Source organism: Clostridium tyrobutyricum DSM 2637 = ATCC 25755 = JCM 11008 (assembly GCF_000359585.1).
In the GTDB taxonomy this organism is placed as follows: Bacteria; Bacillota; Clostridia; order Clostridiales; family Clostridiaceae; genus Clostridium_B; species Clostridium_B tyrobutyricum.
The window spans coordinates 165,471-187,742 of sequence record NZ_APMH01000003.1 but is presented as its reverse complement, the minus strand read 5'-3'; the positions used below and the strand labels follow the sequence as shown (position 1 = coordinate 187,742).

At 29.3% G+C, this 22,272-nt stretch carries 17 protein-coding genes; 5 read left to right on the top strand and 12 right to left on the bottom strand.

The window, feature by feature from the left end:
• Positions 1 to 2: 2 nt before the first annotated feature.
• The 5 genes from J418_RS0103045 to J418_RS0103025 form a co-directional block, all read right to left on the bottom strand.
• Positions 3 to 1,604 (bottom strand): putative polysaccharide biosynthesis protein, encoded by a 1,602-nt coding sequence (locus tag J418_RS0103045; RefSeq protein ID WP_017894766.1) that lies wholly within the window; start codon positions 1,602 to 1,604, stop codon positions 3 to 5.
• Between the two features lie 22 nt (positions 1,605 to 1,626).
• Positions 1,627 to 2,586: an RluA family pseudouridine synthase gene (locus J418_RS0103040; protein WP_017894765.1), complete on the bottom strand. Its 960-nt coding sequence runs from the start codon at positions 2,584 to 2,586 to the stop codon at positions 1,627 to 1,629.
• Between the two features lie 160 nt (positions 2,587 to 2,746).
• Positions 2,747 to 3,919 carry a M20 metallopeptidase family protein gene (locus J418_RS0103035; RefSeq protein WP_017750568.1) on the bottom strand — a complete coding sequence of 391 codons (1,173 nt, stop codon included), beginning with the start codon at positions 3,917 to 3,919 and terminating at the stop codon, positions 2,747 to 2,749.
• 24 nt (positions 3,920 to 3,943) lie between these two features.
• Entirely contained in the window at positions 3,944 to 5,935 is a 1,992-nt protein-coding gene (locus tag J418_RS0103030; protein WP_017894764.1) for a cell division protein FtsA, read from the bottom strand.
• 100 nt (positions 5,936 to 6,035) lie between these two features.
• Positions 6,036 to 6,323: a hypothetical protein gene (locus J418_RS0103025; protein ID WP_017750570.1), complete on the bottom strand. Its 288-nt coding sequence runs from the start codon at positions 6,321 to 6,323 to the stop codon at positions 6,036 to 6,038.
• A 458-nt stretch (positions 6,324 to 6,781) separates the two neighbouring features.
• On the opposite strand from J418_RS0103025, the gene J418_RS0103020 reads away from it, so the two are divergent.
• Positions 6,782 to 7,681, top strand: coding sequence for an SDR family oxidoreductase (locus J418_RS0103020; RefSeq protein WP_017894763.1), 900 nt, complete (start codon positions 6,782 to 6,784; stop codon positions 7,679 to 7,681).
• A gap of 156 nt (positions 7,682 to 7,837) precedes the next feature.
• On the opposite strand, the gene J418_RS0103015 is transcribed toward J418_RS0103020, so the two are convergent.
• The gene (locus J418_RS0103015; protein ID WP_017894762.1) at positions 7,838 to 9,670 is read right to left on the bottom strand and encodes an ATP-dependent helicase; all 1,833 of its coding nucleotides are present in this window, start codon (positions 9,668 to 9,670) and stop codon (positions 7,838 to 7,840) included.
• 141 nt (positions 9,671 to 9,811) lie between these two features.
• Here J418_RS0103015 and J418_RS0103010 point away from each other — a divergent pair, with 141 nt between their 5' ends.
• Positions 9,812 to 11,293, top strand: a complete 1,482-nt coding sequence (locus tag J418_RS0103010) for a nicotinate phosphoribosyltransferase (RefSeq protein WP_017894761.1) — start codon at positions 9,812 to 9,814, stop codon at positions 11,291 to 11,293.
• Between the two features lie 28 nt (positions 11,294 to 11,321).
• Here the strand turns inward: J418_RS0103010 and J418_RS0103005 are convergent, their stop codons facing one another.
• Positions 11,322 to 11,942: an NUDIX hydrolase gene (locus J418_RS0103005; RefSeq protein WP_017894760.1), complete on the bottom strand. Its 621-nt coding sequence runs from the start codon at positions 11,940 to 11,942 to the stop codon at positions 11,322 to 11,324.
• A gap of 193 nt (positions 11,943 to 12,135) precedes the next feature.
• Between J418_RS0103005 and J418_RS0103000 the strand changes: the two genes are divergently transcribed.
• Together J418_RS0103000 and J418_RS0102995 are read left to right on the top strand one after the other, a co-directional pair.
• Complete coding sequence (locus tag J418_RS0103000) at positions 12,136 to 13,392, top strand: D-alanyl-D-alanine carboxypeptidase family protein (RefSeq protein ID WP_017750575.1); 1,257 nt, start codon at positions 12,136 to 12,138, stop codon at positions 13,390 to 13,392.
• A gap of 75 nt (positions 13,393 to 13,467) precedes the next feature.
• On the top strand, positions 13,468 to 14,985 hold the full coding sequence (locus J418_RS0102995; protein ID WP_017750576.1) for an MBL fold metallo-hydrolase RNA specificity domain-containing protein: 1,518 nt from the start codon (positions 13,468 to 13,470) through the stop codon (positions 14,983 to 14,985).
• A 52-nt stretch (positions 14,986 to 15,037) separates the two neighbouring features.
• On the opposite strand, the gene J418_RS0102990 is transcribed toward J418_RS0102995, so the two are convergent.
• A complete protein-coding gene (locus J418_RS0102990; protein WP_017894759.1) occupies positions 15,038 to 16,144 on the bottom strand; it encodes a methyl-accepting chemotaxis protein in 1,107 nt (368 codons plus the stop codon).
• A 190-nt stretch (positions 16,145 to 16,334) separates the two neighbouring features.
• Here J418_RS0102990 and gltX point away from each other — a divergent pair, with 190 nt between their 5' ends.
• Positions 16,335 to 17,792: a glutamate--tRNA ligase gene (gene gltX / locus J418_RS0102985; protein WP_017894758.1), complete on the top strand. Its 1,458-nt coding sequence runs from the start codon at positions 16,335 to 16,337 to the stop codon at positions 17,790 to 17,792.
• Between the two features lie 44 nt (positions 17,793 to 17,836).
• Here the strand turns inward: gltX and J418_RS0102980 are convergent, their stop codons facing one another.
• The 4 genes from J418_RS0102980 to purB all read right to left on the bottom strand — a co-directional run bounded on the left by J418_RS0102980 (position 17,837) and on the right by purB (position 22,138).
• Positions 17,837 to 18,250, bottom strand: a complete 414-nt coding sequence (locus J418_RS0102980) for an acyl-CoA thioesterase (protein WP_017894757.1) — start codon at positions 18,248 to 18,250, stop codon at positions 17,837 to 17,839.
• 20 nt (positions 18,251 to 18,270) lie between these two features.
• Entirely contained in the window at positions 18,271 to 19,101 is an 831-nt protein-coding gene (locus J418_RS0102975; protein WP_017894756.1) for a hypothetical protein, read from the bottom strand.
• Between the two features lie 85 nt (positions 19,102 to 19,186).
• Positions 19,187 to 20,632 carry an NAD(P)/FAD-dependent oxidoreductase gene (locus J418_RS0102970; protein WP_017894755.1) on the bottom strand — a complete coding sequence of 482 codons (1,446 nt, stop codon included), beginning with the start codon at positions 20,630 to 20,632 and terminating at the stop codon, positions 19,187 to 19,189.
• A 75-nt stretch (positions 20,633 to 20,707) separates the two neighbouring features.
• A complete protein-coding gene (purB, locus tag J418_RS0102965; protein ID WP_017750582.1) occupies positions 20,708 to 22,138 on the bottom strand; it encodes an adenylosuccinate lyase in 1,431 nt (476 codons plus the stop codon).
• Between the last annotated feature and the right edge of the window lie 134 nt (positions 22,139 to 22,272).

Genomic DNA, 22,272 nt, shown 5'->3' with positions numbered 1-22,272 from the left:
CTCTATCTTATTTTTGAAACTATAAATTTAGGAATACATCTGGTCAATCTTGCAGGCATGCTGTTTAAATCCCTCTTTGTTATTCCACCTATAATTGCCAGTATAAATACATAGCTCAATGCTCCTATTAAAATTGCTATAATAGTAGAAACTGCATTTGCGATATATCCAGGTCTTATTAATTGTATCAATATATCCAATACATAGTATACAAAGAATACCAATATGCCCATAAATATAGAAGAAATCACAGGTTTAACGGCATGTCCAAGCATGCTTATATGTATACTAAGTGATTTTTTAATCATTCTATGATTTAAAATGATAGGTACCAAATATCCTATTATACTTCCCCCAACGGCTCCAAGTATATTTATTCTTGGAATTGCAATAAGTATATAATTGATACCTATCTTACATGCGATACCAATAACCGAATATATTGTAGCAGAATATAATTTTCCTATTCCCTGCAATATGGTAGTCTGTATCTGCATAACAGACATAAGTACAAGTACTATTGAACCACATGCCATTATATAAGCTCCACCCCTGAATTTCAATAGATTAAATATAGGTCCGCTTAAAATAGCAAGTCCTGCAGCGCATGGAATTGATATCAAAAAACACAACCTAAAAGAATAATTTATACTATGTTTCACTTTGTTTTCATCTCTAACAACAGCAGCTGCAGAAATAGCTGGAAGTATTGCCATTGTTAGAGATGAAATAATAGCAATAGGCACATTCATAAGTTGCTGATATTTATTAAGATATCCATATAATATCATGGCACCATCTTTTGTAAATCCACCTACTACAAGTCTTGATGTAGTATTTATTACATCTACTATGTTCCCAGCATAGGTCATTCCTACACATATTGTTATGGGAATTCCATAGTTTATTATTTTTCTCAAAAGCTGTTTACTGGTAAATCTTCTTTTATGTTCATTTAAATTATTTTTATCTCTAAAACTTCTATTGTTATTGTAACAAAACATTAAAAATGCGGCTGAGGCCAAGGCTCCAATTGAAGTTCCTATGGTGCTTCCTGCAGTACCTGCTTCTACTCCATACCTTATAAGATAAGCTGCAAAGGCTATAGAAAATATAATATTTAAAGTTTGTTCTATAACTTGTGAAACTGCAGTTGGCGTCATGTTTCCCCTACCTTGAAAATATCCTCTGTAAGATGAAGATACAGATGTAAACAAAATGGCCGGAGATAACGACACAAGGGATAAATATGCTCTTCTATCTGTTAATCTTGCAAGTGGAAGTGCAAATACAATTAACATAACAGACATAAATATACCTACAAGACCAAGAACAGCTCTCGCTATTTTAAATCCCCGTGCAGCATCCTTGTAATTTCCTGTAGCTGTCAGTTCTGATATAAGTTTTGATATAGCAACAGGTATTCCCGAATTAGTCAGTACAAATACAAAGGCATATATTTGGTAGGATGCTCCATATATTCCATAACCCACATCACCAATTATAGCCATTAAGAGTGGAACATATAGTATTGATAAAACTTTTGTAAGCATCCCTGCTGCTGAAAGTATGGCAAAACCTTTAGTTGTTGATTGCTCTTTCATATTAAAGACTCCCTACCCAAAGCTAAAATTTTTCAAAAATATCTTTTCTTATTTTCTTAAATACAGGAGGCAGAGCTGCTGTTATGGTCTTATTTTCCATGTAATTTAATTTTTCAGCACAATTTTTAAAATTTAACTTATAGGCATATAGATATTGATAATTCAAACCATATTTATTATAAAAAAAGCTATTAATTTTTGCCTCTCCATATTTTCTATCTCCTATAATCGGATTTCCTAGATAAGCCAAATGAGCTCTAAGCTGATGGCTCCTACCCGTAATTAAGTCCAATTCCACAAAAGAATATAAACCACAGGTTTTTAGCATTTTAACCTTCATGGCAATCTCTTTTGTATCTTCTCCAGGACTATTATATATCTCTGATATATTTTCTAAGTTATCCTTGCATATGTATGCCCTGTATATACCATCTTTTATATTGCCTTTTACTATTGCCTTATAGTACTTACTTACAGTTCTATCTCTTATCATTTCATTTAAAAGCTTCAGTGATTCATAGTTTTTGCCATAGATAACTATTCCTGAAGTATTTCGATCCAATCTATTACAGGGAGATGGTGTAAAGGTTACTGATTCATTTGGAATGTAATCTCCCTTATCATATAAATGTGACAATACATAATCTGTCAGAGTGGGATCTTTACTTTTGCTATCTGAATGTACAAGCACTCCGGGCCATTTTTCAACTAACAACATATTTTCATCTTCATATATAATTTTCAAAAAGCTATTATCTATACTCTTAAATTCATTTTTTTCCTTTTTAGAAGTAATATAGTTTGCCTCTACTGTATCTCCTTCTTCTAAAAAGTACTTTTCTTTTCTCTTTTTCCCATTTACTTTAATATCGCCTTTTCTTATAGCCTTATATATAGCACTCAAAGGAACGTCTTTCATCCACTTTCTTAAAAATTTATCAAGTCTCTGACCTGATTCATTTATTCCTATTTCAATTTTCATTCACTCACTCCTATAAGAATATAAAAATATGTATCATTTTTCCCCAACTAATTAATTATATAATAATAATCTAATTTAAATCAACATAATTCTACATTAGTTCTATAAAATATAAAAAATATACTTAAATATGGTAGTTTAAGTATATTTTTTATATTAATTATTTTAGAAAGTCATATACTGCCTGGCATTGTATAGCCACACCAATTGGCAGGCATTCTTCATCTATATCAAACAAATTACCATGAGCTGGATTAGTTATCCCCCTACTCTCATTTCTACTTCCCAAATAATAAAATGCCGATGGTCTGTTCATAGAAAAATATGCAAAGCTTTCCACTCCCATACTTGGATTCTTTAAGTCTACTATATTTTCATCACCTATTATCTTGGAAGCTGAAGAAACTACATTCTTAATTACAGTATCATCATTATATAAACAAGGGTAACTCTCCTCTATTTCTATTTCACAGCTTCCCCTCATAGACTTCACTATTCCCTCAGTTACTTCTCTAAGTCTTTTCTTAACATATTCCCTGTGTTCAGTTTTCATAGTTCTTATTATTCCTGCTATAGTTAATTCAGTTGGTATTATATTTTGGGCCGTTCCACCATGTATTGATCCTACAGTAATTAAAGCACCATCTGTCGGTGGAATTTCTCTACTTATTATTTCTTGCAGTGCAACTACAACATAACTTCCCATTACAATAGGATCTATGCCCGTATGAGGTCTGGCACCATGAGCTCCTATTCCCTTTATTTTTATATTAAATGGATTTGATGCTGCATTTACAACCCCATATCTAACTCCTATTTTACCTACATCTATTCCCTCTTCCACATGCAGTCCTATTACCCTGTCTACATGTGGACTTTCAAGTACTCCCTCTTTTATCATTACCTTTGCTCCACCACTGGTTTCCTCTGCAGGTTCGAAAAATAATTTTACATTTCCATTCAATTGGTCTTTTATTCTGTTTAATATCTTTGCAACTCCAAGAAGTATTGTAGTATGTGCATCATGTCCACATGCATGCATTTTGCCTTTCTCCTTAGATGCATAATCGCATTTTTTCATATCTTGAAGAGGCAATGCATCCATGTCAGCTCTCAATCCTATAGTCTTGCTTCCATTGCCCCTTATTATCGCACATATTCCTGAACCGGCTGATTCAACATATTCTATATTCTCTTTATCTAAAACATCTTTTATTTTTCCTTGAGTTCTGTAAAGCTCATAATCAAGTTCAGGATGCATATGAATATCCCTTCTAACCTTAACTAATTCATCCTGCATATTTCTGGCCATTTTTAAAAAGTCTAAATTCATTTAACTGATCCTCCTAATCAATTTTTATTTCCATCCTATTTCTATTACATCTCCTTGAGAAAGTTCATCATAGTATCCCGCATTTTTTCCATTTAAATGAAGATATAATTCACCTTTTGAACTAGATAGATCAAATTCTATATGATTAAATATATCAACAAATATGTATTTTTTCTTTCCTTTTAGTTTTATATTTTGTCCATTTGCAGTCAATGTAATTTCATTATAATTTTCTTCATCTTTTTTAACACTATCAACAGCAATTTCTGATTTTTCTTTAGAAATTCTTGATATTCTATCTCCTTCTTCAATTATATATTCATCTTCTAATTTATTATCATTTAAATAATAGATAAAATCATCTTTAGAATCCACAAAATATCTTTTATAATCTCCTAAAGTTCTAGGATATATTATATCAACTCTATCATTTTCTCTAATAAATGTGTTAAGTTCAGATTTTTTATTATTTATATATATTACAGGTTCAAGACTATCTATTATATTATTTATAAAAAAACTTACAGAATATATATTGTCAATATAGTCCTTAACTCTAGGTTCTGCATTTTTTCCATTTATAGAATACTTAAGTTCTATATTATCTCCTTCTCTAACCTCTTCGTCAATGCTCTTCTTAACTCCATTTATAAATATTGAAGAATTGGATCCCATTGAACCAAATGCTACTCTCCTTATATCATTTAAAATAAATCTTATATTTTTCCCATTTTTTCCTATTAAAACTTTTGGATTTATACCTGCCTGCATCATAACATCCATAACAGTATGTCTATGGGAATTAAATAAACTTATTACAGTATCATTTAAAATAACGTCGATAAAATCATGCCCAAGTTTTCTTATAGAAACAAGTGCAATACCAAGCACCGTTACTCCTGTACTTTCAAGAGAATTATCCATACATATACAATCACTTACTGAATCTCTGCCTTTTATTGCTATTCTCTGCATTGATAAATTTAGATTTTTAGATAAAAATTCTTGAAGTTTAGGAGTATGTGCTCCACCTCCTACTAAAAATACAGCATTTGGTGACTTATCTCCATTTAGACTTATTATTTTTGAAGATACTTCATCTGCTATTTTTTTTACTACAGGAGATATAAGTTGTATGACTTCTTCGCCAGATATTTCATTTTCAATTCCAATAACATCTTTATATTTTATCTTTTCCTCTGAGCTGCATCTCTTTTTTATTATTTCCGCAGTATCAAAATCTACTAAATAATTCTTAGCTATTATTTCTGTAACCTCATCTCCAGCTTTAGAAACCATTCCATATGCGCTTATAGTATTATTACTACTTATAGCTATATCAGAAGTTCCTGCACCCACATCCACAAGAGCTAAATTAAGAAGTCTTAATTTTTGTGGAACAGCAGCCTCCATAGCTGCTATAGGCTCCAGGGTCAAGCTTATTACTTGAAGCTCAACCTTTTCCATAACAGAATACAGACTGTCAACTACAGATCTTGGAAGAAATGTGGCAATAACTTCTGCGGAGATATTTTCTCCTTTTTGTGATAGTAAATTCCCTATCAAATACCCGTTTAGATAATAATTTTGTACGCTATACCCTACACAGTACAATCTTCCATCAGTATCCTTATTAACTACGTCCTCTGCTGATTTCACTGCCGTTAATTCCAAACTTCTTATAGTATCTTTATCTATTTCACTATCATAATCAATTTTCATATTCTCTTTTGAGATTACAGTTCTTAAAAATCTACCTGCTGCTGCTATAACCACCTTTTCCATTTTCATATTCAAGTCTTTTTCTATTTTTTGTTTAACTTCATTTACAGTATTTGATACAAGTTGTATGTCATGTATTTGACCATCTACCATTGCTCTATCTTTATGTTCAATACAATATTCCGATATAACATTAAATTTTTTATTTTTCACAATTCCAGCTGTTCCTATTACTGTACGTGTTCCTATATCTAATGCGAATATTATATCCTGTGAATTAAGGTCGGCAGTCATACTATTTACCCCTTTTTTCGTAATTTAAAAGCTCATATTCTTAGAATATGAGCCTAATAAAATTATATAACATTAATATTAAACATTCAATGATGCTGTTTTATGCCAGCTTTAAAACTCCATCGTTTTCTTTTATATAAGGAAGTGTCTTCAATATTTCATACTCATATAAATATTTCTTGTCTAGATTTTCTTTTATTCCTATTTCATTAAGGCAAACTATATTGCACCATATATCTACAAAATCCTGCTTTGTTATAAAATAAGTATTTATATTGTCTTTTATTACAAATCCACTCTTGAAATTTTCTATTACTTTTATATTTTCTATCTGATTGTTTGACAGGGAATCACATACATCATCCCACATTTTTTTAAATGCTATCATTCAATATATCCTCCTAAATCAATATTGTTTTTATAAAACGTATACATTATGTCTATAGTATAACATATATGTTTAATATTTTAAATAACCATATTAAAATCATTTAATAATATAGCCTATATTCTATAATTTATTCGAATTTATTTTAATTCAAATAATATTTTATAAAATTTATTTCAACCATTAATAACAAAGCTTTTCAGGATTAACTGATACTTATATTGTATTATATGTATATTTTAATCTATTGTATACATTTATATAGTTCACGGAGACTTATTTTGTTTACATTTTATTTTAATTTACATAATATATTAAATGTATACTTAACATAGTTTTGATATCAAGCCACTTGGTTTCTTATTATTCTGTGAGTGATCTGTTAAATTTTGTTAAAGTTTAGCTGATTCTCATAATTCTTTAACATCTATAATAGAAACTATTTTTAGGAGGAAAACTTGATTTTTTATTATCCATATTTAGGTTACAAAATTCAATGCAAACAAGTCCCTATAGCTTTTCCACCTCAGCATCAACCAGTTCAACCTGGCCTTGAATATATTATGAAACCAAGACCTATATTCGATAATCCAGACTATATTGGTAGTTGTAAATTAGAAGATAAGGTTGCTTTAATTACTGGAGGGGATAGTGGTATTGGAAGAGCTGTTTCTCTTTCGTTTGCAAAGGAAGGTGCTAACATTGTCATTGCATATTTTAACGAACATAAAGATACTAAAGAAACAAAAGCACTTGTTGAAAAACATGGTGGAAAATGTCTTTTAATTGCAGGAGATTTGAGGGAAGAGTCACTTTGCAAAAAAATAATTAAAGATACTATATTAGAATTTAATAAGTTGGATATTTTAGTAAATAATGCTGGTGTACAATTTCCACAAAATAGCCTAGGGGATATTTCTACAGAACAATGGGATGATACATTTCGTACCAATATCTATCCATTATTTTATGTAACCAAGGCAGCTTTGCCTTATCTTGAATGCGGAGCTACAATTATAACTACAACTTCAATTACTGCTTATCAAGGCAATAAATTATTGATCGATTATTCAGCCACAAAGGGAGCTATTGTAAGCTTTACACGTTCATTAGCTCTTTCACTTATCTCAAAAGGAATTTGTGTCAATGGAGTTGCCCCAGGTCCTATCTGGGCACCTCTTCAACCTGCAAGTTTTGATGCAAATTATATAACAACTTTCGGAACTGATACACCTATGAAAAGAGCTGTCCAACCTGTAGAACTTGCCCCTACTTATGTATACCTAGCTTCTGATGACTCTACTCATGTTACAGGACAAGTCCTACATGGAAATAGTGGAGATTATATAAGTTCATAAAATATTCAAATATAGCCAAGCCATTCTTATTAGCTATAATAAGGCGACTTGGCTAATCTTATAATTATTGTTTTTTAAATTTTTTTAATACTGATTCTCTTAAACTGTAAGCCCGCTTACACCTAAATTTTATTGTTTAGATATATGGAAAAAGTTTTATTTATTAGGAAAAAGTTCATCTAAAAACCTCGATGCTTCCTTTGGTTTTCCACATATATTTTCAACTGAATATATATATAGATTATCTATAGCCCTTGTAATTGCAACATAGAAAAGTCGTCTTTCCTCTTCCAATGATTTTGGAATACTATTTACATGTGGAATTATTTCCTCATTGCAGTTTATTATAAATACATTATCAAACTCCATACCCTTTACTCCATGAATACTACTTAAAATTACAGCATTGTCAAAATGTATACTCTCTTTTATACTATTTGAAAACTTTTTTACATATTCTAAAAATTCACTTATATCATTGAATTTTTCAAAACACATTTTAAACTCCTGCAATATATTTTCACATTCAGCAATATCAATATTGTTCTTTTTGCATAATTTTTCAAGATAATTTATATATCCAATTTTGTATATTATAGTGTCTATGACCTTATCCAAAGGCATTTTTTTAAATCTTGATACAATTTTTTTTAATTTTAATATCTTTTTTATTTGAAAGACAGGCATATTTCTTATATTACTTAAAATATCAAAACAATTTTCTCTATATGGATACTTTTTAACCTTTGCTATATTGATTTTACTAATATATCTATAAGGTTTGTTTATTATATTAGCAAAACTGTCTGCATCGTACTCCATTATAGAAATATTTAAATAATCTATTATATCCATGCATATAAAGTGTTCAAAAAAATTATAGCTTCCATTTAAAAACTTAAATTTTATATTCCTCTTTAGAAAATTGGATATTATATTTCTTGACTCTATATTGGTTCTATATAAAATGGCAATATTTCTATAGTTATACTTATTGGAACCTACAATTTCTATTATTTTCTTGGAAATATAATTTGCCTCATCATATTCTCCTTCAAACCTAAAGAATTCTATTTTTCCTATAAATTTTTTATTGGCATTTATACTTTTTAAATTTCTATTCTTATTGTTCATTATAAGATTTTTAGAAAGTTCCACAACATTTTTCACACTTCTATAATTTAAATTTAAAAAAAGTTTCTTTCCTTCACTAAAATATTTATCAAAGCCTACCATGTAACTTGGATTGGAACCTCTGAATCCGTATATACACTGATCTTCGTCACCTACTGCAAATATTGAATTGCCTAAACAAACAAGTTGCAGCAATTTTAACTGAAGTTCGTCACAATCTTGAAATTCATCAACCAGTACATATTTAAATATTTTTCTATACCTATTTAAAATATTTTCATTATTTATAAATAATTTTTTGGCTTGTAACTGTATATCGTCAAAATCCAGTAAATTATTTTTGAGTTTATATTTTTCATAGCTGTTGAAGCAATGAATAAAAACACTTTTATCAGTTTTACTTTTAAAATTATCAATACTTGAATTTTTATTTTTTAACATAGATATATCATTTAATATCTCTCTAATTTTCTGCCTTGGTACACAATCTAAATACATTTTTAATACATTCTTTATAATTTTAAAGCTGTAATCTTCTTCTATTATATTTATATTGTGTTTGTATTCTAATAATATTTTATAAAATAGAGAATGAAATGTTCCAAAGAAAGGTATTTTATCTTTATATTTTGAAATAGCTAAATATCTGTTTTTCATATTATGTGCAGCTGATTTGGTAAATGTTATTACTACTATATTAAGTGGATCCACTTTCATGTCTTCTATTAAATGACAGACTCTATTTATAATAACAGTGGTTTTTCCCGAACCTGGTGGTGCGCATACTTCTACATTAGTATATTCAGTATAAACAGCCTCTCTCTGTTTTTCATCAAGTTGCTTATCTTTAAACATAAATATAAATACCCTCCTATAACATATGTAATCCATTAGACTGTTGCTATTGTATTAAACACACTAAAGTATTACAATGTGTATATACAAAATTATTGACATATGATGAATAATTAAAACATAATTTTAGAGGAGATTATTATGAACTACGTAAAAAATTCTGACGTAAGAAACAGTAGAAATCTTACTATGTTAGTAGATTTTTATGAACTGACTATGGGAAATGGCTATTTAGAAAGCAATATGGGAAATAGAATTGCCTATTTTGACATGTTCTTTAGGAAGATACCTGATGAGGGTGGCTACTGTATTATGGCTGGAGTTCAACAAATAATAGAATATTTATCTAACTTAAAGTTCACTAAAAATGACATCAATTATTTAAGAGAAAAGGGTGGCTTTTCAGAAAAGTTTTTAGACTACTTAGAAAACTTTAAATTCACCTGTGATGTATGGGCAGTACCTGAAGGATATCCTGTTTTCCCAAATGAACCTCTTGTAACAGTGAGGGGACCTGCAATTCAAGCCCAATTTATAGAAACAATGATACTTCTGACAATAAATCACCAAACCCTTATAGCTACAAAAGCAAATAGAATATGCAAAGCAGCTAAAGGAAAACCTGTTATGGAATTTGGTTCAAGACGTGCTCAAGGATATGATGGTGCAGTATATGGTGCAAGAGCTGCTGTCATAGGTGGATGTGACTCTACTGCATGCACTATATCGGAGCAGATGTTTGGAATACCTGCTGTGGGTACTATGGCTCACAGTTGGATACAACTTTTTTCATCTGAATATGAGTCCTTTAAAACATGGGCTGAAATTTCACCAGATAATTGTGTGCTTCTAATAGATACTTATAATGTATTAAAATCTGGACTTCCAAATGCTATAAAAGTATTCAATGAAGTTCTCCTGCCCATGGGTAAAAAGCCTCTAGGTATAAGAATAGACAGTGGAGATATAACTTATTTAACTAAAAAATGCAGGAAAATACTAGATGATGCTGGTTTTGACTATGTTAAAATAGTTATTTCAAATTCTCTAGATGAATTTATTATAAGAGATGTACTTAATCAAGGAGCTTGCATTGATTCCTTTGGAGTTGGAGAAAGACTTATAACTGCAAAATCAGAACCAGTATTTGGAGGAGTATACAAGTTATCCGCCATAGAAGATGAACATGGAAACATAATTCCAAAAATAAAAATAAGTGAAAATGAAGAAAAAATAACTAATCCCGGGTTTAAAAAGATTTATAGAATATATGATAAAACTGAAAATAAGGCTATAGCAGATTTAATAACCTTAAGGGATGAAAAAATAGATACTTCAAAACCCATAGAAATATTTGATCCTGTATTTACATGGAAAAAGAAAAAATTTAAAAACTATTATATAAAAGATCTTATGGTAAAAATATTTGATAATGGAAACTTAGTATATAAAAGTCCCCATGTTATGGATATAAAAAATTTTGTTACAAAAGAAACTGAAAAAATGTGGCCTGAAGTTTTAAGATTTGAAAATCCACATCCCTATTATGTAGATCTTTCAAAACAGTTATGGGATTTAAAACATGAACTTCTTCATAAACATTCTCAAATTTATGAAGAATAATAGTTTCCATCTGGAACTCCATATTATTTTATGGAGTTCCAATTCTATTATCTTTTATAATATCAACAAATCTTTTTACTACAAGAGCTGTAAATCCCCATATAACATAATCTTTGTATTTATAAAAATAATCCTGAACTTTTCCCTCCCTAAACTTATAATTTTTTCCACCATTTATAAGATGATATGGAAAATTTTTATCACTCTTTTGAATTATGGGTAACTCATGCATTTCGGGTTCAGTACTCATAAAGAATTTCAGAGGTACTTTAAAAATATGATCAACTTCAGCTTGGCTTGGCACTATTTTTGCATTTTCATCTAGTTTAGATACAAAGGGAAACATTATAAAGTTAAATGGCGTAACTACATAGTCCATATCACCAATAAAATATATATCTTCTCTATTTAGAGTCAACTCTTCCATTGTTTCTCTTATAGCTGTCTGTCTTGGAATTTCATCTTTTTCTATTTTCCCTCCAGGAAGACATATGTCTCCTGGTTGATGAGATAATTTAAAAGATCTTACTTCAAATACTATATTAGGATTATTTTGTTTACCGGTTAAAAGCAACATAACTGATGCCTTTTTAAAATTTCCTATTATACCTGGTTTTCTATTCTTAAATATATTATATATTTTATCCATAATATATACACTTCCTTCCATTCCATCTTCTATTTATTAATAATATATTAACTTGGCATATATACTTAATACAAGCCCACTTCTTCAATTGTAAAATATATTTCTTAATGATATACTTTTACTGTTATATTCATAGTATAATATTATTTAACATAATTATATACATAAATCTAAGTAAATGGAGTGATCTTCGTTGATTAAAAATAAATTTTACATATTTATTGCATTTATAATTGTTATGGTCCTTAACATCAATGTATATGCCAAAGAACCTGAAAATTCAACTCCAGTAAAAATATATGGTGAATCAGCCATTACTGTGGACATGCAGACTGGAGAAATTATATATTCTAAAAATATAGATAATAGAATGTACCCTGCTAGTACAACTAAGCTTTTAACAGCTTTAATTTTATCTGAAAACAGGCAAAAAAATTCTACATTAAAGTATACTAAAGATGCAAAATCACAACCGGCTGCTTCATTGAATGATGATATACACTCCATAGATGTTGGAGACACAATGACTGCTTCTTCTGCCATGGATGGTTTATTAATGTATTCTGCAAATGACATAGCATATATGATAGCTGAAAATGTATCCAAGAATGCTCCGTCTTTTGCAGATCTTATGAATAAAAAAGTTAAAGAATTAAACTTAAAAAACACACATTTTGTAACTCCAAATGGACTTCACAATAAAGATCACTATTCAAGTGCATATGATATGAGTATCATAGCAAAAACTTCATTTAAAAATCCATGGATAAAAGATACCATGGGAAAATCAACAACTACTATAAAGACTTCAAAAGGAGTAAGCTTTACATTTAAAAATAGAAACAAGCTTTTGGGGAAAGATGGATGTATAGCTGGAAAAACTGGATATACTATTCCCGCTGGAAGATGCCTTGTAACGGTTTATGAACGATCAGGCAGAAAAATACTTGGTGTTGTTATGAAATCTATCTATGATCCAAAAGACACTTATGTATTTAATGATATGGAAAAAATAATAAATTGGAGTTATACTGCAAAACCAAGTATATTATACAAAAAAGATTCAATTGTTGAAAAAATGAATATAAGATATAAACCCTTAGGCTTTGGACCAAGTGTTAATATATCCGTACCCTTAAAAACTTCTGATAATGTTACTTATTACGAAAATGACATAAATAAAAATGAATTAAAAAAATCTATAGGTCTAAATCCCGTAAATTACTCTAATTTAGGAGGTAAAAAACCTATAGGAACTTTACAGATAAAAGAACGTGACAGTTTAAAAAAATATTCACTTTACTCTGAATTATCAAGAAAATACATTATGAAAAAAAGCCTGACAATATATATATCTACTATAATTATACTTGCAATTATCGCACTTATGATCAGGAAAACTATAATTCGTAAAAAACAAAGACGCTATAAATTTTATAAATATAGATAGCACATTTTAAATTTACAGTATATGATATAATATTTATATAAATCTAATATTAATTTTATACAGGGGGGCGATATTGTGAAAATAGAATTTTATGGTGCGGCTGGATGCGTTACAGGTTCATCTCATCTATTAAAAATCAAGGATAAAAATATATTGCTTGATTGTGGTTTATATCAAGGTAAAGATGAAAATGAGCGTGGAAATGATACCTTTAATTTTGATCCAAAAATAATTGATTATGTAATTTTAAGTCACGCACATATAGACCACAGCGGCAGAATACCTCTTCTTTATAAACATGGTTTTAAAGGATCTGTAATATGTACAGAGGGGACAAAAGACTTATGTAATATAATGTTAACAGATAGTGCTCATATAATGGAATCTGATACAGAATGGAAAAACAGAAAAAGAATAAGACAAGGTATCTCCACTGCATTGGAGCCTCTATATACTATAAAACTTGCCCAAGTTTCCATGTACCTTTTTAAAGCATATCCTTATGAACAATGGATAGAGCTGTTTGACGGTTTTAAATTAAAATTTAAAGATGCAGGGCATTTACTTGGTTCAGCTATAGTGGAAATGCTTATAACTGAAGATAATAAAGATATAAAGATCGTATATACAGGTGATTTGGGAAATAGTCACTTACCTATTTTAAAAGATCCTTCAAACGTGAATTATGCTGATTATGTAATTATGGAAAGCACTTATGGAGACAGGCTGCATTCAAATTCAGCTAATGAAATGAAAAATTTATCGCAGATCATAATTGATACTTTTAAAAGAGGTGGAAATGTAATAATTCCTTCTTTTGCAGTAGGAAGAACTCAGGAAGTTATCTATTCATTAAATAAGTATATTTCAGAAAACGTTTTAGATAAAATAAAAGTTTATGTAGATAGTCCCCTTGCCTCTGAATCAACTTCTATATTTTCACGATATGAGAAATACTATGATAGTGAGGCAAAAAAATTTCTGGAAAAAGGAATCAATCCTCTAAGCTTTGATGGATTAACTTTCGTAAAGTCTCCAGAAGAATCTATGAAATTAAATAAGGTAAATCATGGTGCCGTAATTATATCAGCCAGCGGAATGTGTGAAGCTGGTAGGATAAAACATCATTTAAAACATAATCTATGGAGAAAAGAATGTTCTATAGTATTTGTCGGTTATCAGGCTGAGGGAACTCTTGGAAGAAGAATTGTAGATGGTGCCAGAAAAATAAAAATATTTGGTGAAGAAATAGCTGTAAATGCCAAAATATATAGATTGGACGGTCTATCTGGACATGCAGATAGAGATGGATTATATAATTGGCTATCAAATTTTAAAGCTAAGCCGGAAAAAATAATACTTGTACATGGTGAAAAACAGTCTTTAGAAAGTTTTAGTAATTTTTTAAATTTAAGGGGTTACTCAACATTTATAGCTAGTGCAGGAGATACTTTTATACCTGGTATAATTCCGAAAAAATTTAGTATGGTTAGAAATAAAATATTATCCATAATAAATTCTATAGAAGACCTGGATTCTTTTGACAGGGAAACTCTAATAGAAAAAATAAGTTCTCAAATTAAAAATATATAAAAAACAGAAGGATTACATAAATATCATTAAATTCATGTAATCTTTCTAATTTTTATTCTTTAATTAAACTTTTAATTTCATTACTGATACCTGAAGATAAATTTGAAAGTTTTTGTGAAGCAGCTGCTATTTCTGACGAAGATGAAGATATGAATTGTGAATCTCGCGAAATTTTTTCTATTCTCTCTAGTATTTCACTATTATCACTTAAAGTTTCATTAAAAGACTTTTTAGCTTTATCTATAAGATTTGGAACTGTCGTAATTGAATTTATAATATCCTCAAATGAAATTATAGTATCATTGGCTACTTCAGCTTGATTCTCTAGTAGTGATCCAACTGCATTTGAATTATCAATAACATCTTTTGTTTCATCTATTATAGAAGTAACCAGATTAGCTACTCTTTCTGATGAATCTTTAGATTTTTCTGCTAATTTTCTTACTTCATTTGCAACTACTGTAAAGCCTTTTCCATTCTCTCCTGCTCTGGCAGCTTCTATAGAAGCATTTAGTGCTAAAAGATTTGTTTGTTGAGATATTCCTGATATAACATCAGTTATTTTTCCTATTTCGGACACTGTACTAGATAAACTATTTATCTTATTCATCACTATATCAAAAGAGCCCTTTATATTTACTATATATTTTATAAGTTCATATATTTTATCTTCTCCCTCTTTTGCATTTAATGTACTATGTTTAGTATTCTTAGATATCATTAATAACTTTTGTTCTATCAAGTCGACTTTATTCTTCAAATCTTCAATCAAAGTAACTACATTTACTATTTCATCACATTGTAAATTTGTATCCTTGGATATATTCTGTATAGAACTTGCTACTTCATTAGCAGAAGATACAATTGTTTTTGATATATTAAATATATTATTAACAGATTGTGGTTGCTTGGAATCCATACTATCATTCACATTAATTAAATTATCTTCAATACAAGATATGTTTTTTACATCTTGATTTATAGGCTTGCCTATACCAAAAGATATAATTATACAGATAACTGATATTATTGCAAGACATATTATAAAATTATAATTATTTATACTTTTTGTATAACTTAAAAAAAAGTATACAATGCTTATAATTACTATAGGAATTACTGAAAAACATATGCACATCAATCTAGGTCTTTTATTCATCTTTTATAATTACCTCCACATGTTGCTGAATTTTATATATGTATATTATACCAAAAGTGCTTGATATTTAAAATCATCTTGACACCCAAACTCCATTATTATATGATTTAATTAAGATTAAGATTAATTTTAACCTTTCGTCTTTTGGATGAGAGGTTTTTACTTTAAAATAATAGGAGTGAAGTTAATAATGACTAAAGTAAGAACAAGATTTGCACCAAGTCCAACAGGTTATATGCATGTCGGAAATCTACGAACTGCCTTGTATGCTTATTTGATAGCAAAACATGAAGGTGGAGATTTTATACTTAGAATAGAAGATACTGACCAGGAAAGATTTGTAGAAGGTGCTTTAGATATAATTTATGACACTTTAAAAATAACAGGGTTAAAACACGATGAGGGGCCAGATATAGGTGGTCCAGTTGGTCCTTACATTCAAAGTAAAAGAACTAACATATATATAGAATACGCAAAACAGTTAATTGAAAAAGGAGAAGCTTATTACTGTTTCTGTTCAAAAGAGAGACTTGATGAACTTCATAAAAATGCAGAATCAGCAAAACAAACTTATAAATATGATAAACACTGTCTCCATCTTTCAAAAGAAGAAATACAAGAAAATTTAAATTCGGGAGTACCCTATATAATAAGACAAAACAATCCTGAAACTGGTACTACAGTTTTTCACGATGAAATTTATGGAGACATATCTGTAGACAATTCAGAATTAGATGACATGATACTTATAAAATCTGATGGATTTCCAACATACAATTTTGCCAATGTTGTAGATGATCATCTTATGGGAATAACTCACGTTGTAAGAGGAAGTGAATATCTATCTTCTTCTCCAAAATATAACAGACTGTATGAAGCTTTTGGATGGCAGGTTCCAATTTATGTTCACTGTCCACCAATAATGAAAGACACTCATCATAAATTAAGTAAAAGAAATGGAGATGCTTCTTTTGAAGATTTAATAAAAAAAGGCTATCTAAAAGAAGCAATAATAAATTACATAGCCCTACTAGGCTGGAATCCTGGAGGCGAAAATGAAATATATAGTTTAAACGAGTTGGTGAAGGCTTTTAATTACAAAAACATAAACAAGTCTCCTGCTATATTCGATGACGTAAAATTAAAATGGATGAATGGTGAATACATAAAAAAAATGAATACTGATAAGTTTACTGAAATGGCAATACCTTATTATAAAAAAATAATAACAAAAGATTTAAATTTTAAAAAGATAAGTGAACTTGTGCAAACTAGAATTGAAGTATTACCTGAAATTTGTGATCTAATAGATTTCTTTCAGGATCTTCCAGAGTATTCAGCTGATATCTACGTTCATAAGAAGATGAAAACAACTTTTGAAAATTCGCTTTTAACTCTTGAAAAAATCCTTCCAGTATTTGAAGCAATAGATGACTGGAATATAAAAAATATAGAAGATGCATGTATGAATCTAGTTAAGGAACTGTCTGTTAAAAACGGTATAGTTTTGTGGCCTATAAGAACTGCCCTGTCTGGAAAAAAGTTCTCTGCTGGTGGTGCTTATGAAATTGCAGATATCATAGGTAAAGAAGAATCTCTAAAAAGATTATCTATAGGAATTGACAAATTAAAATCGGCTATTAAATAAAATGAAAGCTGCATGAAAATATCTAATTTTTCATGCAGCTTCTACTATTTTAACAGCTGAATCTTGTCCCAAAAACTTGTATATTTTTTTTGCAGGTTTATTATTTTAAAATCTTTATTTACAAAGGTTTGAGTAGTTTTGCCTTTAGCAATCAGTTTTCCTGTAGATTCATGTATGACCTTATAGTTAAGTATTATTTTAACTGGAGTTAGCTCTCCAATTGAAGTTTCAACTATCAATTTATCATCGTACACTGAGGGTCTTAAATACTTGCAGTAAGTTTCAACAAGTGGCATGAGTATACCCCTTTGTTCCATTTCATTATAGGTAATATCAAGTTCTTTTATAAAGTCTCCTCTAGCTACTTCGAACCAGATATAGTAGTTGGAATGGTAGGCTATTCCCATCTTATCTGTTTCAGCATATCTTACATTTATCTTCGTAGTACTTGTATACATAAATAACAAATTACTCCTTTTTATATAGTATGATTATCTAAGTCTTCTTTTATTAAAATAATACTACTAAAACTTATAATAATATTATTGTCAAATAAAACAAATCTATCATAAACTTTTTTAACAATACATTCTTTTATAAATTTAAATTTTCCTTGATTTATAGTTTCAATACTAATTTTTTTTCCAATGTGAGAATTAAAATATTTTTCCATATAATTTTCCATAGAAATGATTTCTACATGGGTATGTTTAGTATTATATTCTTTAAAAGAACTATTTTTTAAGTATATTGCTGATATATTCCAAACTGGTAAAACAAAAATTTGATTTTGAGAATCTCTAATTCTTAAAACATTGTCATCTGCATATATCAAAAATACATTTTCCATTGTATTTACTGATGGATATTTAAATGATATATCAATATATTGGTTATAAAATCCAGATAAAAACTGACTAATATAATTATGGTAATCTTTTTTAGCAGAAGTTTCTTTAACTTTCGCATCTTTTTTATCTTTTACCAAACTGCCATCTGCAGCTTGGTTTGATATCTTATTATCTTTCTTACTAACTTTTTTATCTTGCTTTACTTCTCTTTTTTTATTTTTAGAATCTATATCTTTTTCAGATAAAAAATTTTTTTCTAAAAAATCAAATAACTTTTTTCTATCTATCAAAGGATCTTCATGATAACCGTGAGAATGTTTTTCTCTTTTAAAATGATTGTCAGGTTCTCCATGATCATTATAATGTCTTCTATATCTCTCTATTCGCCTCATATATTTGGGCAGCATATATAGTGCAATCTGCATAAAATCATCTATATCATTATAGGATCTGCTCATATTAATACCTCCACGTATATCAGTATACTATATGATATGGAATCATATGCAAGCAGTTACACTACATGTTATTATAATTTCAATATTATTTTTTTAAATTCATAATATCAGATCTACTTGCTCTTTTAGGAAGTATAGATGACCCTGGACCTCTTCTCTTAACTTCATCTTCATCTATTTTTAATTCTCTTGCTATAATTTTTTTTACTCTTGGTTGGCAGAACATGCCCTGACACATTCCCATCCCTGCTCTTGTACGTCTTTTTATACCATCTATTGAATTCGTCTTTATAGGTCTTCTTAAAGCATCTAAGATCTCCGCTTCTGTAACCTTTTCACATCTACATATTATATGGGTTTTAGGATCTTTGGAATTAATATCCCCAACAAATTTTTCATCCTTTTTTACTATAATAGGCTTTCTATAAGGGTTAAATTCTTTATTTTTTTCTAACTTCACATTCATTTCTGATATTATATCCACTACTTTTAGAGCTATCGCAGGTGAAGATGTAACTCCTGGAGAATCAATACCTGCTACATTAATAAAACCTTTAATTTGAGTTTCCTCTATTATAAAATCTTTTGTACTGCTAGTTGGCCTTACTCCTGCAAAAGATGTTATAGCCTTTTTCATATTAAAACCTGAAACTGATTTTTCAGCCGTTTTTACTATATATTCAAGTATTTCCTCATTAGTAGATACATCATTCCTGTCAGATACTTCTTGAGCATTTGGTCCAATCATAAGGTTGCCATGATATGTAGTTGTTACCAATATTCCTTTTCCCTTTTCGGTCGGGACCTGAAATATAACACTATTTACCAAATAGGATTGATCCTTATTAAAGATAACATATTGTCCCTTTCTAGGAATAATACTAAAATAATTTAATCCCAGCATATTAGATATTTTATCACTATACGCTCCTGCTGCATTTATAACATATTTACTTTCTAATTTTCCTTTATTGGTAACTATTTCAAAATATTCCTGCTTTTTAATTATTGAAGTAACTTCATGTTCCAATTTCAATTTGACGCCATTTTCTACTGAATTTTCTGCTAGTGCAATTGTCATTTCATATGGTGAACATACACCTGCATTTTTGCAATATAATGCCCATTTAACATCTTTACTTATATATGGTTCCATCTCTATAGCTTTCTGTCCATTGATTATTTCCATACCTTGTACACCATTTTTTATTCCATTGGTATATAGCTCTTCTAAATGAGTTTTCTCATCATCATTGAAAGCCAATACCAATGAACCTGTTTGTCTGTATCCAAAATTCAATTCATTATTTAAATTTTCATACATTCTGTTTCCTTTAACACAAAGCTCAGCTTTTAATGTACCTGGTATATCTGAATATCCACCATGAACTATACCACTATTAGCTTTAGATGTACCACAAGATACATCATCTTGTTTTTCAAGTATACATAAATTCAATTTATATTTTGAAAGTTCTCTTGCAATTGAACAGCCTACTATGCCTGCACCAATAATTGTAATATCAAACATAAAATTTCCTCCATTAAATGAATTTTATGTTTACATTATACTACTAAATCAGCATAAATTAAATTATTTACAGTTCTATACGTTTATCTCAACTTTTTCTCCAAGAATATCTTTATTTTTTTCAAGCAGCGGCTTTATATCACAATTTATAAAATCTTCTACCTGTTGTTTTGACCTTCCAGTAAATTTATATGGATCTATCAAATCCAATATTTCATTTTTGTCCATATTAAAGAAAGGATCTCCTATTATTCTCTGAATAAGGTCGTTTTCCTGTCCTTCCATTTTAACTTTTTTAGCAGCCTCCATTGAATGAACTCTTATTCTCTCATGAAGTTCCTGTCTGTCTCCACCCTTTTTAACAGACTCCATTATTATATTTTCAGTAGCCATAAATGGAAGCTCCTTTTTAACATGGGATTCAATTACCTTTTTATATACGACCATATTTTCTGATACATTAAGATATAAATTTAACACTCCATCTAAAGCTAAAAATGCTTCAGGTATTGCTATTCTCTTATTTGCTGAATCATCCAGTGTCCTTTCAAACCATTGTGTTGCGGCTGTTATCGCTGGGTTCAATGAATCTACTATTATATATCTTGCAAGTGAGCCTATTCTCTCACATCTCATAGGATTTCTCTTGTATGCCATGGCTGAAGATCCTATCTGATTTTTCTCAAAAGGTTCCTCCATTTCCTTCATGTTTTGGAGTAATCTCATATCATTGCTAAATTTATATGCACTCTGTGCTATTTCAGATAGTGTATTTAATATTATAGAATCTACCTTTCTAGTATACGTCTGGCCTGTAACCATAAACTCATTTTTAAATCCCATCTTTTCAGTTACAATTTTATCAAGAGCTTTTACTTTTTCAGTATCTCCATCAAAAAGTTCCATAAAACTAGCCTGAGTTCCTGTAGTTCCTTTAACTCCTCTAAATCTTAAGGTATCTATCACAAATTGAAGATTTTCCAAATCCAGGTAAAGATCTTGTATCCAAAGAGTAGCTCTCTTTCCTACTGTAGTTAACTGAGCTGGTTGAAAATGAGTAAATCCAAGAGTAGGCAAATCCCTATATTTTAATGCAAATTTAGTTAATACATTTATTACATTTAATATTTTTTTCTTAATCAAATTAAGTCCATTTCGCATAATTATTAAATCAGTATTGTCCCCTACGTAACAACTAGTAGCACCTAAATGAATTATTCCTTTTGCTTTTGGACACTGAAGTCCATAGGCATATACATGGCTCATTACATCATGTCTAACTTCTTTCTCTCTTCTTTGTGCATCTTCATAATTTATATTATCAACATTGGCCCTTAATTCGTCCACTTGCTCTTTGGTTATATTAAGTCCCAACTCTCTTTCGCTATCTGCAAGAGCAACCCATAGTTTTCTCCATGTTTTAAATTTCATTTCTTCTGAAAATATGTAACTCATCTCTTTTGATGCATATCTTGTATTCAATGGTGTATTATAAGTATCTCTCATATTAAAATTCCTCCGCAATTATTTAATTTTTCTATGCTTTTCGTTCATATTATAACATATGAAAACTTATTTTTATACTTTTATATTCGTATTTTTAACATAATACTGTAATTATAAATATACGGTTCTATATT

Coding starts and splice junctions, on each gene's coding strand:
- J418_RS0103045 (WP_017894766.1), bottom strand. CDS start 1,604: ATGAAAGAGCAATCAACAACTAAAGGTTTTGCCATACTTTCAGCAGCA.
- J418_RS0103040 (WP_017894765.1), bottom strand. CDS start 2,586: ATGAAAATTGAAATAGGAATAAATGAATCAGGTCAGAGACTTGATAAA.
- J418_RS0103035 (WP_017750568.1), bottom strand. CDS start 3,919: ATGAATTTAGACTTTTTAAAAATGGCCAGAAATATGCAGGATGAATTA.
- J418_RS0103030 (WP_017894764.1), bottom strand. CDS start 5,935: ATGACTGCCGACCTTAATTCACAGGATATAATATTCGCATTAGATATA.
- J418_RS0103025 (WP_017750570.1), bottom strand. CDS start 6,323: ATGATAGCATTTAAAAAAATGTGGGATGATGTATGTGATTCCCTGTCA.
- J418_RS0103015 (WP_017894762.1), bottom strand. CDS start 9,670: ATGTTTAAAGATAAGCAACTTGATGAAAAACAGAGAGAGGCTGTTTAT.
- J418_RS0103010 (WP_017894761.1), top strand. CDS start 9,812: ATGAACTACGTAAAAAATTCTGACGTAAGAAACAGTAGAAATCTTACT.
- J418_RS0103005 (WP_017894760.1), bottom strand. CDS start 11,942: ATGGATAAAATATATAATATATTTAAGAATAGAAAACCAGGTATAATA.
- J418_RS0102990 (WP_017894759.1), bottom strand. CDS start 16,144: ATGAATAAAAGACCTAGATTGATGTGCATATGTTTTTCAGTAATTCCT.
- gltX (WP_017894758.1), top strand. CDS start 16,335: ATGACTAAAGTAAGAACAAGATTTGCACCAAGTCCAACAGGTTATATG.
- J418_RS0102980 (WP_017894757.1), bottom strand. CDS start 18,250: ATGTATACAAGTACTACGAAGATAAATGTAAGATATGCTGAAACAGAT.
- J418_RS0102975 (WP_017894756.1), bottom strand. CDS start 19,101: ATGAGCAGATCCTATAATGATATAGATGATTTTATGCAGATTGCACTA.
- J418_RS0102970 (WP_017894755.1), bottom strand. CDS start 20,632: ATGTTTGATATTACAATTATTGGTGCAGGCATAGTAGGCTGTTCAATT.
- purB (WP_017750582.1), bottom strand. CDS start 22,138: ATGAGAGATACTTATAATACACCATTGAATACAAGATATGCATCAAAA.